Raw genomic sequence first — 15,340 nt, 5'->3', positions numbered from 1 at the left:
GGTTATGAGCGCCAGCGCTCGGGTCGGCGCGGCACGGGCGGCGCGGGCTAGTCGGCGGCGAGCGCCAGCTCCTGGCTCATTTTGCGCACGAACATCCACTCCCGGATCTTTGTGGCCGCGCTGACGGCATCGTCTTGGTCATCCAGCAATTCACCCACGGACCGCCGGAGGTCGGCTTCCGCGGCATCGAGCTGCGCGCGTAGCGTGTCAGCAGCCGGCCCGGTGCCGCCCTGCTCGCGAATGTCGTCCAGCATTTCGCGCCACGCCATCTGCTGCATCAGGAAATCGGTGTCCATGGACGTGTTGCTTTCGGTCTGCAGGTCCACCCCCGCCCGCTCGCACAGGTAGCGCGCACGCAGCAGCGGGTCTCGCAATTGACGATAAGCCTCGTTGGCCCTGGCAGACCACTGCATCGCCACCCGCCGTTCGGCGGGCGACGCCGTGGCATAGCGGTCCGGGTGGACCTGCGCCGCGACCGTCCGCCACGCCTGCTCCAGCCTGGATGCGTCGATATCGAAACGTGCCGGCAGCCCGAACAAGGCGAAATGATCGTCCGCAGCCAAAACTACACCGTGAAAGACTCGCCGCAGCCGCAGGTCGCCTTCTCGTTGGGGTTGTGGAACTTAAACCCTTCGTTGAGCCCTTCACGGGCGTAGTCCAGCTCCGTCCCGTCGATATAGGCCAGGCTCTTCGGATCCACGAACACCTTTACGCCATGGCTCTCGAAAACCTGATCCATGGCATCGGGTTCATCCACATATTCCAGCTTGTAGGCCATGCCCGAGCAGCCGGTGGTCCTGACGCCCAGGCGCAGGCCCACCCCTTTGCCGCGGCGCTGCAGGTAACGGCTGATGTGGTTCGCCGCTTGGGAAGTCAGTGTGACCGCCATATCTATCAGCTCCGCGTATGCTTTTCTTTGTAGTCCTGCACGGCCGCTTTGATGGCGTCTTCCGCCAGGATGGAACAGTGGATCTTGACCGGCGGCAACGCCAGTTCTTCGGCGATCTGCGTGTTGCGGATGGTCATCGCCTCGTCCAGCGTCTTGCCCTTGACCCATTCGGTGACAAGCGAGCTGGAGGCGATGGCCGAACCACAGCCATAGGTCTTGAAACGCGCGTCCTGGATGACGCCGTCCGGACCGACCTTGATCTGCAGCTTCATTACGTCACCACAGGCCGGCGCCCCCACCATGCCAGTGCCGATGGATTCGTCGCCCTTGTCGAAAGACCCGACGTTGCGGGGATTCTCGTAGTGATCCAGAACTTTTTCGCTGTATGCCATGATGTTTCTCCCCTTCGCTCGGCGAAGGCAATTCGGATTCGTTGATGTGGCGGTAGCTGCGCGGATCGGCCCCGCCGATCAGTGCGCAGCCCACTGCACGCTATTCAGGTCGATACCTTCCTTGGCCATTTCCCACAGCGGCGACATATCGCGCAGCTTGCCTACCCGCTTCTTCAGGAGGTCGACCGTGAAGTCGATTTCCTGCTCAGTGGTGAAGCGGCCGATGGTGAACCGGATGGAGCTATGCGCAAGCTCGTCGTTGCGGCCCAGGGCGCGCAGGACGTAGGAAGGCTCCAGGCTGGCGGAGGTACAGGCTGATCCACTGGACACCGCGAGTTCCTTCACCGCCATGATGAGCGACTCGCCTTCCACATAATTGAAGCTGACGTTCAAGTTGTGCGGGACACGGCGCTCCATATCGCCATTCAGGTAGACCTCTTCGATCTCTGACAAGCCCGCCCACAGGCGGTCGCGCAACATGCGGATGCGTTCGTTCTCCGTACCCATTTCCTCGCGCGCCAGGCGGAAGGCCTCGCCCATGCCGACGATCTGGTGGGTTGGCAGCGTGCCGGATCGGAACCCGCGCTCGTGGCCGCCACCATGCATTTGCGCCTCGATGCGGACCCGCGGCTTGCGGCGGACATACAAAGCGCCAATACCCTTGGGACCGTAGGTCTTGTGGGCGGAGAACGACATCAGGTCGACCTTCAGTTTTTGCAGGTCGATTTCGACCTTGCCGGTGGCCTGCGCCGCATCGACGTGGAAAATGATGTTCCGCTCGCGGCAGATTTCACCCAGCGCGGCAATGTCCTGGATGACACCGATCTCGTTGTTCACCATCATCACGGAAACCAGGACGGTGTCCGGCCGCAATGCCGCCTTGAACACGTCCAGATCCAGCAGGCCGTTTTCCTGCACATCCAGGTAGGTGACCTCGAAACCCTGGCGCTCCAGTTCCCGGGTTGTATCCAGGACGGCCTTGTGCTCGGTCTTCACGGTGATGACGTGCTTGCCGCGCTCGGCGTAGAAATTCGCCGCGCCCTTGATTGCCAGGTTGTCCGATTCGGTAGCGCCGGAGGTCCAGATGATTTCGCGCGGATCCGCATTGACCAGCTTGGCAACCTCTTCGCGCGCGCGTTCGACAGCGTCCTCCGCTTCCCAGCCGATGGCGTGGCTACGCGAAGCCGGATTACCGAAGTTCTCATACAGCCACGGCACCATTTTCTCTACCACGCGGGGATCGACAGGCGTCGTAGCGGAGTAGTCGAGATAAATAGGACGGGTAGTCATTCGTACAGCTCCTGAGTTCTTATGCGGTGGCGGACGCGCCAGTAGGCGCGGAAGCGGCGTTGGCGCAAGGGCTGGAAACCGCGGTGCCGTTGGTCACGCGGTTCACCCGCACCGTCCCATTCTGGGCTTGCTTGCTGGCTTCCTGAAGCTGCCGCACGCGTTGCTGGTCCACCAGATCCTGCAGGGAAACCGAATCCAGGTAATCCACCATTTTGCGGTTCAAGGTGGCCCACAGCTCGTGCGTCATGCACTTGCCGGACTTGCCATCCTTGCCGCTCGTACAGTCCTGCTTGCCTGCGCAACTGGTGGCATCCAATGGTTCGTCCACCGCGAAAATAATGTCCGCCACGGTGACATTGCGCGCCAGCCGGGCCAGCGAATAGCCGCCGCCCGGGCCACGAACGCTGTCAACCAGCTCGTGGCGCCGCAATTTGCCGAACAGTTGTTCGAGATAGGAAAGGGAAATGTTCTGGCGCTGGCTGATGGCCGCCAAGGTGACCGGGCCGCTATGCTGCCGCATAGCCAAGTCGATCATGGCAGTCACGGCAAAACGCCCTTTCGTGGTCAGCCGCATAGTCGGGTTCCTGTTTAGTCAGCAGGCCCGGCAAGCCGGGACCAATACCTGAGTAATTGCGTCAAGTATAGCCTATTCCCGACTAATTTGCTATGAAACCCTGCTGCCGATAGGGATGAGCAGGCTGCCATTAAAAAACCGCTAGTTAAGCGGTTGGGCAGTGAATACAGTCGATGAAGCGACGACCGCCGCACCATTGCGGATCAATGGGCGGCGGATCGCTCGATGCGGATGAAATGCCGTCAGGCAGCCTGATACTGGGTGGCGCGCTTGCGCACCAGCTCCAGTACGCCCTGACAGGCGTCCTCCAGGTAATCCAAGACCTTGCCGAACCCCTCCGGCCCGCCGTAATACGGATCGGGCACGGTGGCTTCTTCGAACTCATTGGCGAAGCGCATCAGCAGCATCAGCTTGTGCTGGTAGGCCTTGGGGCACTGCTGTTGCAATGCCGACAGGTTTTCCCAGTCCATGGCCAGGATCAGGTCGAACTCCCGGAAATCCTCCGGCGTAACCTGACGCGCCTCGCAGTGGGTGATCTCATAGCCGCGCTTGCGGGCGGCGGCCTGGGCCCGGGCGTCCGGCGCCTCGCCAATGTGAAAAGCGTGCGTACCGGCGGAGTCGATCCGAACGACATCCCCCAGACCGGCGTCATTGACCAGCCGGCGGAACACACCCTCTGCGCTCGGCGAGCGGCAGATGTTGCCCATGCAAACGAAAAGTACCTTGGTCATCATGGTTCGTAGTCTGCGGGAAAACCCGGAACTAGGCAAGCTTTTTTTGTACTCAAAGAGCTTGGGCCGGGCCTGGGGAACAGCGTCAAAAATCCCGACAAATTAGGGACTTATAGCGGATAGCTAACAAAACGATTGATGTTTTCTAAGCGGATTACGCGGCCGCTTCAACGGTCCGCGCGGCTGCGTTGCAACATACAAGCATGTCGCCGTTATGTCAGCCCGATTTCCGGCCGATGACTGCCGGTGGACAGGCAGTACAGTGGCCTAATCCCCGCACTGCACGCCTCGTCGATCCACCCTTTACCGCGCACCATCTAGCAGGACGCGTTCCTTCAGCGCATTCAAGGCGTCCCGGGCGGCAGCCGCCTGTTCGAACTCGAGATTGCGCGCGTGGTCCATCATGAGCTTCTCCAACCGGCGAATTTCCTTCGCCAGGGCCTTCTCATCCGTCAAGGCCTCAATGGGAACGGCGTCCTCGATAGTGGAATGGTGCGCTGGCGCCACCACTCCATCGATAAGTTCGCGCACCGCTTTGTGCACGCCTTTGGCGGTGATCCCGTGCTCCAGGTTGAAAGCTTCCTGTTTGGCGCGCCGGCGCTCGGTCTCGCCAATGGCGCGATGCATCGAATCGGTGATCCGGTCGGCATAGAGAATGGCGCGGCCATTCAGGTTGCGCGCCGCCCGCCCGATGGTCTGGATCAGGCTGCGCTCCGAGCGAAGAAACCCCTCCTTGTCTGCATCCAGGATGGCCACCAGGGAGACCTCCGGAATATCCAGTCCCTCGCGCAGGAGGTTGATCCCCACCAGGACATCGAAGGTGCCCAGACGCAAGTCCCGGATGATTTCCACACGTTCCACGGTGTCGATATCCGAATGGAGATAGCGCACGCGTATGCCGTGCTCGGCCAGATAGTCCGTCAAGTCTTCGGCCATGCGCTTGGTCAGCGTAGTGACCAGCACACGCTCGGCCTGCGCGACACGCAGCTTGATTTCCCCGAGCAGGTCGTCCACCTGGGTGCGAGCGGGCCGGACCTCCACAATGGGATCGACCAGTCCGGTGGGCCGCACCACCTGCTCCACGACGTTGTCGGAATGTTCGCGCTCGTAGGCGGACGGCGTGGCCGAGACAAACATGCACTGACGCATGCGCGCTTCGAATTCCTGCAATTGCAGGGGGCGGTTATCCAAAGCGGACGGTAGGCGGAAACCGTACTGGACCAAGGTTTCCTTGCGCGAACGATCACCCCGGTACATGCCGCTGAGCTGTCCGATCGTGACATGGCTCTCGTCGATGAACATCAACGCGTCGGCAGGCAGGTAATCGATCAATGTCGGCGGTGGCTCTCCCGGGGCCGCGCCAGACAGGTGGCGCGAGTAGTTTTCGATCCCTTTGCAGAACCCCAACTCCTGGAGCATCTCAAGGTCAAAACGGGTGCGCTGCTCCAGCCGCTGGGCTTCCACCAGCTTGCCTTCCGCGATGAACAGCTTGACCCGTTCCCGCAGTTCTTCCTTGATCGTTTCGATGGCGCGCAGCACGGTATCGCGCGGCGTAACGTAATGGGAGCCGGGATACACCGTGAAGCGCGGCACCTTGTGGCGCACCCGGCCCGTCAGCGGATCGAACAATTCGAGGGTTTCCACCTCGTCGTCGAACAGGGTCAGGCGCAATGCCAGCTCCGCGCTTTCCGCAGGAAAAATGTCGATGGTTTCGCCACGCACGCGAAACACGCCGCGGGTGAATTCCGCATCGTTGCGCGTGTATTGCATCGCCACCAGGCGCGCGAGGATTTCGCGGCGGGAGATGCGATCGCCCGCGCGCAGGATCAGCACCATGGCGTGATAGTCGCCGGGATTGCCGATACCGTAGATGCACGACACGGTGCCCACGATGACCGTGTCGCGACGCTCCAGCAGGCTTTTGGTGGCCGACAGCCGCATCTGTTCGATGTGCTCGTTGATCGACGAGTCCTTTTCGATGAAAAGGTCGCGCGTCGGCACATAGGCTTCGGGCTGGTAATAGTCGTAATAGGAAACGAAGTACTCGACGGCGTTCTTCGGGAAGAACTCGCGCATCTCCGCGTAAAGCTGGGCAGCGAGCGTCTTGTTGGGGGCCAGGACCAGCGCCGGGCGGCCCAGCCGCGCAATGACGTTGGCCATGGTGTACGTCTTGCCGGACCCTGTCACGCCCAGCAGTGTCTGGTACATCAGCCCATCGCGCACGCCATCCACCAGCGCGCCGATCGCGGCGGGCTGATCCCCGGCCGGTGGGTAAGGCTGGTAAAGCTGGAATGGGCTATCGGGAAACTCGACGAATCCAGGTGAGGTCATGCTAGACTGTCTCAGGGTAAACCCCCCATTATCCGCCGCATAAACGGCTGCGTCCACCCATCCCTTTCTCCGATCCGATGAGCACCCTCTTCCAGAACGTCGAGTTGGCCCCGCGCGACCCTATCCTCGGGCTGAATGACCAGTACAACGCCGATACCCGCCCGGGCAAGGTCAACCTGGGCGTGGGGGTGTACTACGACGACAACGGGCGCATTCCGCTCCTGGCCGCGGTCCGCAAGGCCGAAGTGGCTCGTATCGAGGCAGCTGCCGCGCGCGGCTATCTGCCCATCGAAGGAATTGCCGGTTACAACAAGGGTGCGCAGGCGTTGCTGCTGGGCGCGGATTCCCCCCTGACCGCGGCGGGACGCGTGCTGACCGCGCAGGCCCTGGGCGGCACCGGCGCGCTGAAGATCGGTGCCGATTTCCTGCGCCAGCTGCTGCCCCAGGCCAAGGCCTACATCAGCGACCCCAGTTGGGAGAACCACCGGGCGCTGTTCGAGCGAGCCGGCTTCCAGGTCGAGACCTACCCCTATTACGACGCCGCCACGCATGGCCTGAATTTCGACGGCATGCTGGCCAGCCTCAAGTCCATGCCGGCCAACAGCGTCGTGGTGCTGCACGCGTGCTGCCACAACCCGACGGGCGTCGACCCGACGCCGGAGCAATGGAAGCAGATCGCCAATGTCGTCAAGGAACGCGGCCTGGTGCCTTTCCTGGACATCGCGTACCAGGGCTTCGGTGCAGGGTTGCACGAAGATGCGGCCGTCGTACGCCTGTTCGCCGACATGGACATGACGATCTTCGTCAGCTCCTCTTTCTCCAAGTCGTTCTCGCTGTATGGGGAACGTGTCGGCGCGCTGACCATCATCGCAGGCAGCAAGGACGAATCCGCACGAGTACTCAGCCAGCTCAAGCGCGTGATTCGCACCAACTATTCCAACCCGCCCACGCACGGTGGCACGGTCGTGTCGACGGTGCTGAATACGCCGGAGCTCTTCGCGCTATGGGAACAGGAGTTGACCGGCATGCGCGACCGCATCCGCCTGATGCGGCGTGACCTCGTCGAGAAGATCAAGCAGCACGGCGCGCAACAAGACTTCAGCTTCGTGTTGGCGCAGCGTGGCATGTTCTCCTATTCGGGGCTGACCTCCGCCCAGGTGGACCGCCTGCGCGATGAACACGCCATCTACGCGATTTCCAGCGGCCGCATCTGCGTGGCCGCGCTCAACAGCCAGAACATCGACGCAGTGGCCAAAGGCATTGCGGCGGTACTGAAATGAGCAGCAATAAGCCGACGGAGTAAAGCCGCCCGAAGGCGCTGCCTGCAGCGCCTTTGCGCATCAACGGGGCCGCGGTGCCCCGTTTTTTTATGGTGGAATCCTCGCGTCGTCGACACGATGATGGCATTTCAACGCCTACGAGCGCTGCGGCCCCTTGCCTTTTGCCCGTACGTCCCCCAAAATTGCGACCTGTATATCCATACAGGATGCATCGGAAGGCGCCATGGCCAGCAAACTCACCGAACGCCAGCAGCAAATCCTCGACCTCATCCGCCAGGCAGTGGCAAGCACGGGCTTTCCTCCCACACGCGCCGAGATCGCACAGACCCTGGGCTTCCGTTCGCCCAATGCGGCGGAAGACCATCTCAAGGCCTTGGCCCGCAAGGGCGCGATCGAACTTACCGCAGGCGCGTCCCGCGGCATACGCCTGAAGGACGCCAGCAAGCAGCCGTCGCAGGCCATGTTGCCCATGCCGTCGATTGCCCAGTTGGTGCTGCCGCTGGTGGGCCGGGTCGCCGCGGGCAGCCCTATCCTCGCGGCTGAACATGTCGAACGCGATGTTGGCGTAGACCCGGCCCTTTTCGCTCAGCGTCCAGACTACCTCCTCAAGGTACGCGGCATGAGCATGCGGGACGTAGGCATCCTGGATGGCGACCTGCTGGCCGTCAAGAAGGCAAGCGATGCACGTGACGGGCAGATTGTCGTCGCGCGGATCGATGAAGACGTCACCGTCAAGCGGCTGCACCGCGTTGGCGGACGCATAGAGCTACTGGCGGAGAACCCGGATTTCGAACCCATTGTCGTGCAGCCCGGCCAGGAATTCGCGCTGGAAGGAATAGCGGTGGGCCTCATCCGGACACAGGCACTGCACTAGGCGGATCGGCAAAGGGCCAGGCCACAGGCTACGGGGCGACCCGCAAGCGGGGCGATGGCGGCCAGGTCACCCAGACAAAAGGGCCTGGAAGCTCACGCTTCCAGGCCCTGACTTTAACGGCGACAGGACGGCTCAGTGCTTGGTGATCGGGTCCACAGCCTCGGGCGCCGCGGCGGGCGCGACCATGGGCTTGTCCTTGGCCTCTTCCTCGGATATCGGATCCGGCATGCGTTCCAGGGCCCGTTCCAGCACCTTGTCGATCCAGCGAACCGGGACGACTTCAAGCTGGTTCTTCACGTTGTCCGGGATCTCGGCCAAGTCCTTGACATTCTCTTCCGGGATCAGGACGGTCTTGATGCCGCCGCGGTGTGCCGCGAGCAGCTTTTCCTTCAGACCTCCAATCGCCAGGACTTCACCACGCAGCGTGATTTCCCCCGTCATGGCAACGTCCGCGCGCACCGGGATGCCCGACAGCGCGGAAACCATCGCGGTCGTAATCGCGATACCTGCGGACGGCCCGTCCTTCGGTGTGGCGCCTTCCGGAACGTGGACGTGCATGTCCCGCTTTTCGAATACGCTGTCCGCGAATCCCAGCCGCCGCGCACGCGAGCGCACGACCGTACGAGCCGCTTCCACCGATTCCTTCATCACGTCGCCCAGAGAGCCGGTGCGCTGAATGGCGCCCTTGCCAGGCATATCCGCCACTTCGATCGTCAGGAATTCGCCACCCACTTCCGTCCACGCCAGACCATTCACCTGCCCGACCTGGTTTTCCTTTTCCGCCATACCAAAGTTGTAGCGGCGGACACCCAGGTAGTCGCTCAGGTTTTCGGAGGTGACTTCGATGGTCTTGCCAGCCGCCTGCGCAGCCTTGCCCTCACCCTGGGCATCGCGCTCGATGAGCAACTGCTTGACGACCTTCCGGCAAATCTTGCCGATTTCGCGCTCCAACGCCCGTACGCCGGCCTCGCGGGTGTAATAGCGCACGATATCGCGCAGGGCCGATTCATCGATCGCCAGCTCGGAATCCTTCAGCCCGTTGTTCTTCAACAGCTTGGGGATCAAGTGGTCACCGGCAATGTGGACTTTCTCGTCCTCGGTATAACCCGACAGGCGGATGACTTCCATCCGGTCCAACAAGGCCGGCGGGATATTCAGCGTGTTGCTCGTCGCCACGAACATGACGTCGGACAAGTCGAAGTCGACTTCGACGTAGTGATCCTGGAAGGTGTGGTTCTGTTCCGGATCCAGCACCTCCAGCAGCGCGGACGAGGGGTCGCCACGGAAATCCATACCCAACTTGTCGATTTCGTCGAGCAGGAACAGGGGATTGCGGACACCCGCCTTGCTCATGTTCTGCAAGATCTTGCCGGGCATGGAGCCGATATAGGTCCTACGGTGCCCACGGATTTCAGCTTCGTCGCGCACGCCGCCCAGCGCCATGCGGACGAACTTGCGGTTCGTCGCCTTGGCGATGGACTGACCCAGCGAGGTCTTGCCGACGCCGGGAGGGCCGACCAGGCACAGGATGGGCGCCTTCACCTTGTCGACGCGCTGCTGCACGGCCAGGTATTCCAGAATGCGTTCCTTGACCTTCTCCAGACCGTAGTGGTCGTCGTCCAGAACGCTCTCAGCGTTGCCGATCGAGTTATTGACCTTGCTCTTCTTGCGCCACGGCAGATTGATGAGCGTGTCGATATAGTTGCGCACCACAGTCGCCTCGGCGGACATCGGCGACATCAGCTTGAGCTTCTTCAGTTCCGCGTCGGCCTTCTTGCGCGCTTCCTTGGGCATGCGCGCAGCAACGATTTTCTTTTCGAGTTCCTCGATATCGGCGCCTTCTTCGCCCTCGCCCAGTTCCTTCTGGATGGCCTTTACCTGCTCGTTCAGGTAGTAGTCGCGCTGGCTCTTCTCCATCTGCTTCTTGACGCGACCGCGAATCCGCTTCTCGACCTGCAATATGTCGATCTCGGTTTCCAGTTGCGTAAGCAGACCTTCGAGACGCTCCGACGTACCGAAGATCTCGAGCATCTTCTGCTTCTGCTCCAGCTTCAGCGGCAGGTGCGCGGCGATGGTATCGGCCAGACGCCCGGCGTCGTCGATACCCGCCAGCGAGGTCAGGATCTCGGGCGGAATCTTCTTGTTGAGTTTCACGTACTGCTCGAACTGCGCGACGATGGCCCGGCGCAGGGCTTCCGTTTCGGAACCTTGCATCGCGTCCAGTTCAATCGGCACGACTTCGCAGGTGAAATGCGATTCCGCATCGTCCACCCGCGTGATACGTGCGCGCTGTGCGCCCTCGACCAGCACCTTGACGGTGCCGTCCGGCAGCTTCAGCATCTGCAGGATGCCGGCCACGCAACCGATTTCGTAAACGTCCTCGGGAGAGGGATCATCCTTGCCTGCTGACTTTTGCGCGACCAGCATGATGCTTTTGCCGGCCTCCATCGCCACTTCGAGCGCCCGGATGGAACGAGGACGGCCGACGAAAAGCGGGATGACCATATGCGGGAACACCACGACATCGCGCAATGGAAGGAGCGGCAGGTCGATGGGTTCGGAAGGCAGGGTCTGAGTACCAGACATAGAGGATTCCTTGGTGTGACTTGGCGTAGCGGCGATGCGGCGGAAAAACCGCGAGGTTTATCCAGTCGACCATCAGTTACGTCTGATATGGGAACAATAGCCGAAAAATCAAGACTTCGGCTGTATACCGCTAAAACCGTAAAAAACCCGTCTTGATGGACGGGTTTAGGCCTTCACGCCGCGGCGTCCCTGACTTCCCCCCGGTCCGGCTTGGACGACTGAGCAGCATCGTCCGCATAGATGAGCAGGGGCTGTCCATCACCTTCGATGACGTTTTCATCGAGCACGACACGGCTGACGTTGCCCAGCGAAGGCAACTCGTACATCGTATCCAGCAATGCCTGCTCGAGTATCGAACGCAGTCCGCGCGCCCCGGTCTTGCGCTTCAGCGCCTTGCGCGCGATGGCGCGGAGTGCCGCCGGACGTACGTCCAGTTCGGCGCCTTCCATCGCGAACAGCTTCTGGAACTGCTTGACCAGCGCGTTCTTGGGCTCGGTCAGGATTTGGACCATTGCGCCTTCGTCAAGTTCATCCAAGGTGGCAACGACCGGCAGACGGCCGACCAGTTCGGGAATCAGGCCGAACTTGATCAGATCTTCAGGCTCTGCTTCGCTGAAAAGCTCCCCGACGCCGCGCTCGGACTTCGCACGCACAGATGCCGAGAACCCGATACCGGATTTTTCCGTCCGATCGCGGATGACCTTCTCCAGACCGTCGAACGCACCGCCGACGATAAAAAGGATATTGGTCGTATCGACCTGGACGAAGTCCTGGTTAGGGTGCTTGCGGCCGCCCTGGGGAGGCACCGACGCCACCGTACCTTCGATCAGCTTCAGCAGGGCCTGCTGGACGCCCTCTCCCGACACGTCGCGCGTGATGGAAGGGTTATCGGACTTGCGAGAAATCTTGTCGATCTCGTCGATGTAGATGATGGCCCGCTGCGCCTTCTCGACTTCGTAATTGCAGTTCTGCAGCAGCTTCTGGATGATATTTTCGACGTCTTCGCCGACATAGCCGGCTTCGGTCAACGTCGTCGCATCGGCCATCACGAAAGGCACGTTGAGCATGCGCGCAAGCGTCTGGGCGAGTAGCGTCTTGCCGGAACCGGTCGGTCCGATCAGCAGGATATTGCTTTTGGAAAGCTCAACCTCGTCGCCCTTGAGCTCGCCGTGGCGAATGCGCTTGTAATGGTTGTAGACAGCCACCGCGAGCGTGCGCTTGGGGCTGTTCTGGCCAATGACGTACTGGTCCAGGAAAGTCTTGATCTCAGTCGGGGTGGGCAGCTCGGACCGTATGGCGGCACGCGCGGTGGCCTGCGCCTCTTCCCGAATGATGTCGTTGCAAAGATCGATGCATTCGTCGCAAATGAACACGGAAGGTCCCGCGATCAATTTGCGAACTTCGTGCTGGCTCTTATTGCAGAACGAGCAATGCAGCACCTTCGCGTCTGCCGATCCCTTTTTCTCAGGCATATATATCTCTGGTGACGATGGATGTCGCGCCTGCGCGCGCCACCCATCCTACGCTGGCTCGAAATTGCGGCGGATTGGAACCGGACCCGCGAGACGCCTCAACGATCCTCGGAGCGCGAGGCCAACACCTTGTCCACCAGGCCATACGATACCGCATCTTCCGCGGACATGAAGTTGTCGCGCTCCGTGTCCAGGGAGATGCGTTCTTCCGGCTGGCCGGTGTTCTCCGCCAGGATGCGGTTCAGCCGCTGGCGCAGATCCAGAATCTCGCGCGCCTGGATCTGGATATCGGTCGCCTGACCCTGCGCACCGCCCGAAGGCTGGTGAATCATGATGCGGGAATTCGGCAACGTGTAACGCTTGCCCTTTTTCCCGGCCGCCAGGAGGAAAGCGCCCATGCTGGCCGCCAGGCCGGTGCAGAGCGTGGACACATCGGGCTTCACGAAATTCATCGTGTCGTAGATGGCCATGCCGGCATATACCGAACCGCCGGGCGAATTGATATAGAAAGAAATGTCCTTGTCCGGGTTTTCGGACTCGAGGAACAGGAACTGAGCCACGACCAGGTTGGCCGAGTTGTCGTTCACCGGCCCCACGAGGAACACGACGCGTTCCCGCAACAGGCGGGAATAGATGTCATACGCCCGCTCGCCGCGGCCGGACTGCTCGATCACCATGGGGATATACCCCAAGGCGGTCGGCGTCACGGACTCGCCGCCGTACATGGACGCATAGAAATCGGTGAATCTATTCATCAAGCCATCCCCATCAACTGGTCGAAAGGCAGTTGCTCATCAGAGACCTTGGCCTTTTCGAGCACATAGGAAACCACATTGTCTTCCACCACCAGCGCCTCGATTTCGGCGCGGCGCTGACGGTCGGACAAATAGTAGCTGACCACCTGCGCGGGCTCTTCGTAATTCTGGGCGAACTCCTCGATGCGCGCGCGGACCTGTTCCGGCTTGGCCTGCAGTTGTGCCTGCTTGACCAGTTCGGACACCAGCAGCCCCAGGCGCACGCGGCGCTCGGATTCCGTCGTGAAGGCTTCCGGCGGGATGGGCACCGAATCGGCATTCGGCAACCCACGCTGCTTGAGCTCTTCACGAGCAGCGGCAACCCGGCTGCTCACATCGCTGTCGACCAGCGCGGCCGGCACATCGAACTTGGCGGCGTCAGCCAGGGCATCCATGACGCTATTCTTGGTACGTGCCAGAACCCGCATCTTCGCTTCGCGCTCGACATTCTTGCGGATGTCCGCTTTCAGCGCGTCCACGTCGCCTTCGGCCTGGCCCAGCGATTTGGCGAATTCGGCGTCGATGGCGGGCAGCACCGCTTCCGCCACTTCCTTGACGGTAATGGTGAACTCGGCCGTTTTGCCAGCCACTTCCTTGCCCTGGTAGTCCTCCGGGAAGGTCAGCGGGAAAACCTTGGTTTCACCAGCTGTCATGCCTTTGGCCGCCGCTTCGAATTCAGGCAACATGCGGCCCTGTCCCAGGACAAACGGGAAGCCTTCAGCCTTGCCACCTTCGAACGGCACGCCGTCGATGGTGCCGGCAAAATCCAGGGTTACGCGGTCGCCATCCTGGGCGGCACGGCCTTCGCGGGCTTCATACGTGGCGCGTTGCTTACGCAGCACCTCGAGAGTCTGGTCGACTTCGGCGTCCGTAACCGGCGTTGCATAACGCGTGACGGAGAGGCCGGCCAGATCCGGCACGGCGACCTCCGGATAGACTTCGAATGTCGCGGAAAAGGCCAGGATGTCATCGGGGACGTCCTCGGTCTTCGGCTCGATGGAAGGTGCACCCGCAATGCGCAGCTTGGACGAATCGAGCGCCTGCTCGAACGCGCGCCCCACTTGCGTGTTGATCACGTCGTAGCGAATGCCGGGGCCATGGCTGCGCTCCAGCATTGCCATGGGCACCTTGCCGGGACGGAAGCCGGGCACCTTTACGGTACGCGCGACGCGCTTCAATTGCGCCTGGACTTCTTGTTCGACCTCCGCCACGGACACGGACAGATCGACGCGGCGCTTCAGGCCGGAGAGGGTTTCAACCACAGGCTGCATTAGAAAAGACCTATTTGCGAGTGAATGGAAGGTGGAATCAACCGACCATTTTACCGGAAACTATCCCCCGCCCTCCCGCGGGTTGCCGACCGGCGCGAAGCGGAACCTTCTTCAAGCAATGGGGACAATGCGATCGGTCCGGGCGGGCGCCCGATGCGGCACTACGAGGCGACATAACGGTAGGTGCCAAACGGGCTTGATAGAATCCGACGGTCCCGGAATTTCATCGTCCAACTTTCTCCGTATGCAACAACGCAACCCTGGCCTTCCTCCTCAGCGGCTTAGCGCCCTGGCCGCGCTCATCTTCAGTTCGCGCTGGTTGCAGCTCCCGCTGTACCTGGGCCTGATCGTCGCCCAAGGCGTTTACGTGCTGCTCTTCCTTAAGGAACTCTGGCATCTCGTCAGCCATGCCACCTCCTTTGGCGAAATGGAAATCATGCTGATCGTCCTCGGGCTGATCGATGTGGTAATGATCTCCAACCTGCTGGTCATGGTGATCGTCGGCGGCTACGAGACCTTTGTCTCGCGTCTCCGGCTGGAGGGGCATCCCGACCAACCGGAATGGCTGAGCCACGTCAATGCGAGCGTCCTGAAGGTAAAGCTGGCGATGGCCATCATCGGCATTTCCTCCATCCACCTGCTGCGCACCTTCATCGAGGCGGGCGCACTGGGCACCGCAGGGGTGAAGTTCACGGAGACCGGGGTGATGTGGCAGACCATCATCCATTGCGTCTTCATTCTTTCCGCCATCGGCATCGCGTATGTCGACCGGCTTTTGATGCCGCCTGCGTTACCGCCCAAAGAGGCGCAATAGCGGAGACGGCCGGCAACCTTCGGCCCGGACATGACCTCTCTT

14 protein-coding genes are annotated in these 15,340 nt (G+C 61.4%); 3 read left to right on the top strand and 11 right to left on the bottom strand.

Translation table 11 applies throughout. The features are described 5' to 3' along the window. Positions 1-47 precede the first annotated feature (47 nt). The 7 genes from hscB to uvrB all read right to left on the bottom strand — a co-directional run bounded on the left by hscB (position 48) and on the right by uvrB (position 6,207). On the bottom strand, positions 48-563 hold the full coding sequence (hscB, locus tag BAU07_RS10155; RefSeq protein WP_066656950.1) for a Fe-S protein assembly co-chaperone HscB: 516 nt from the start codon (positions 561-563) through the stop codon (positions 48-50). 2 nt (positions 564-565) lie between these two features. Next, positions 566-889: an iron-sulfur cluster assembly protein IscA gene (gene iscA, locus BAU07_RS10150; RefSeq protein ID WP_066656947.1), complete on the bottom strand. Its 324-nt coding sequence runs from the start codon at positions 887-889 to the stop codon at positions 566-568. Positions 890-894: 5 nt separating this feature from the next. After that, positions 895-1,281, bottom strand: coding sequence for a Fe-S cluster assembly scaffold IscU (gene iscU / locus BAU07_RS10145; protein WP_066656945.1), 387 nt, complete (start codon positions 1,279-1,281; stop codon positions 895-897). A 78-nt stretch (positions 1,282-1,359) separates the two neighbouring features. After that, entirely contained in the window at positions 1,360-2,571 is a 1,212-nt protein-coding gene (locus tag BAU07_RS10140) for an IscS subfamily cysteine desulfurase (RefSeq protein ID WP_066656943.1), read from the bottom strand. Positions 2,572-2,590: 19 nt separating this feature from the next. Then, the gene (iscR, locus tag BAU07_RS10135) at positions 2,591-3,145 is read right to left on the bottom strand and encodes a Fe-S cluster assembly transcriptional regulator IscR (RefSeq protein ID WP_066656940.1); all 555 of its coding nucleotides are present in this window, start codon (positions 3,143-3,145) and stop codon (positions 2,591-2,593) included. A 242-nt stretch (positions 3,146-3,387) separates the two neighbouring features. Further along, positions 3,388-3,879, bottom strand: coding sequence for a low molecular weight protein-tyrosine-phosphatase (locus BAU07_RS10130; protein WP_066656939.1), 492 nt, complete (start codon positions 3,877-3,879; stop codon positions 3,388-3,390). A 300-nt stretch (positions 3,880-4,179) separates the two neighbouring features. Beyond that, the gene (uvrB, locus tag BAU07_RS10125) at positions 4,180-6,207 is read right to left on the bottom strand and encodes an excinuclease ABC subunit UvrB (protein WP_066656932.1); all 2,028 of its coding nucleotides are present in this window, start codon (positions 6,205-6,207) and stop codon (positions 4,180-4,182) included. A 77-nt stretch (positions 6,208-6,284) separates the two neighbouring features. Between uvrB and BAU07_RS10120 the strand changes: the two genes are divergently transcribed. Both BAU07_RS10120 and lexA read left to right on the top strand, forming a co-directional pair. Next, a complete protein-coding gene (locus tag BAU07_RS10120) occupies positions 6,285-7,487 on the top strand; it encodes an amino acid aminotransferase (RefSeq protein WP_066656930.1) in 1,203 nt (400 codons plus the stop codon). Positions 7,488-7,710: 223 nt separating this feature from the next. After that, positions 7,711-8,361 carry a transcriptional repressor LexA gene (gene lexA, locus BAU07_RS10115; protein ID WP_066656929.1) on the top strand — a complete coding sequence of 217 codons (651 nt, stop codon included), beginning with the start codon at positions 7,711-7,713 and terminating at the stop codon, positions 8,359-8,361. Between the two features lie 132 nt (positions 8,362-8,493). Here lexA and lon read toward each other — a convergent pair whose 3' ends face one another. From lon to tig, 4 genes are all read right to left on the bottom strand, one after another. After that, positions 8,494-10,947: an endopeptidase La gene (lon, locus tag BAU07_RS10110; RefSeq protein ID WP_066656927.1), complete on the bottom strand. Its 2,454-nt coding sequence runs from the start codon at positions 10,945-10,947 to the stop codon at positions 8,494-8,496. Between the two features lie 173 nt (positions 10,948-11,120). Then, a complete protein-coding gene (gene clpX, locus BAU07_RS10105; protein WP_066656925.1) occupies positions 11,121-12,419 on the bottom strand; it encodes an ATP-dependent Clp protease ATP-binding subunit ClpX in 1,299 nt (432 codons plus the stop codon). A 98-nt stretch (positions 12,420-12,517) separates the two neighbouring features. After that, positions 12,518-13,174: an ATP-dependent Clp endopeptidase proteolytic subunit ClpP gene (gene clpP, locus BAU07_RS10100; protein ID WP_066656916.1), complete on the bottom strand. Its 657-nt coding sequence runs from the start codon at positions 13,172-13,174 to the stop codon at positions 12,518-12,520. Next, entirely contained in the window at positions 13,174-14,484 is a 1,311-nt protein-coding gene (tig, locus tag BAU07_RS10095; protein ID WP_066656905.1) for a trigger factor, read from the bottom strand. Before tig ends, clpP begins: the two co-directional genes overlap by 1 nt. Positions 14,485-14,728: 244 nt before the next feature. Here tig and BAU07_RS10090 point away from each other — a divergent pair, with 244 nt between their 5' ends. Next, complete coding sequence (locus BAU07_RS10090; RefSeq protein WP_066656903.1) at positions 14,729-15,298, top strand: TIGR00645 family protein; 570 nt, start codon at positions 14,729-14,731, stop codon at positions 15,296-15,298. Positions 15,299-15,340 lie beyond the last annotated feature (42 nt).

Origin of the sequence: Bordetella flabilis, assembly GCF_001676725.1 — a bacterium.
Classification (GTDB): Bacteria; Pseudomonadota; Gammaproteobacteria; order Burkholderiales; family Burkholderiaceae_B; genus Bordetella_C; species Bordetella_C flabilis.
Note: the sequence above shows the minus strand (reverse complement) of the source record. Positions and strands in the feature narration are given on the sequence as shown.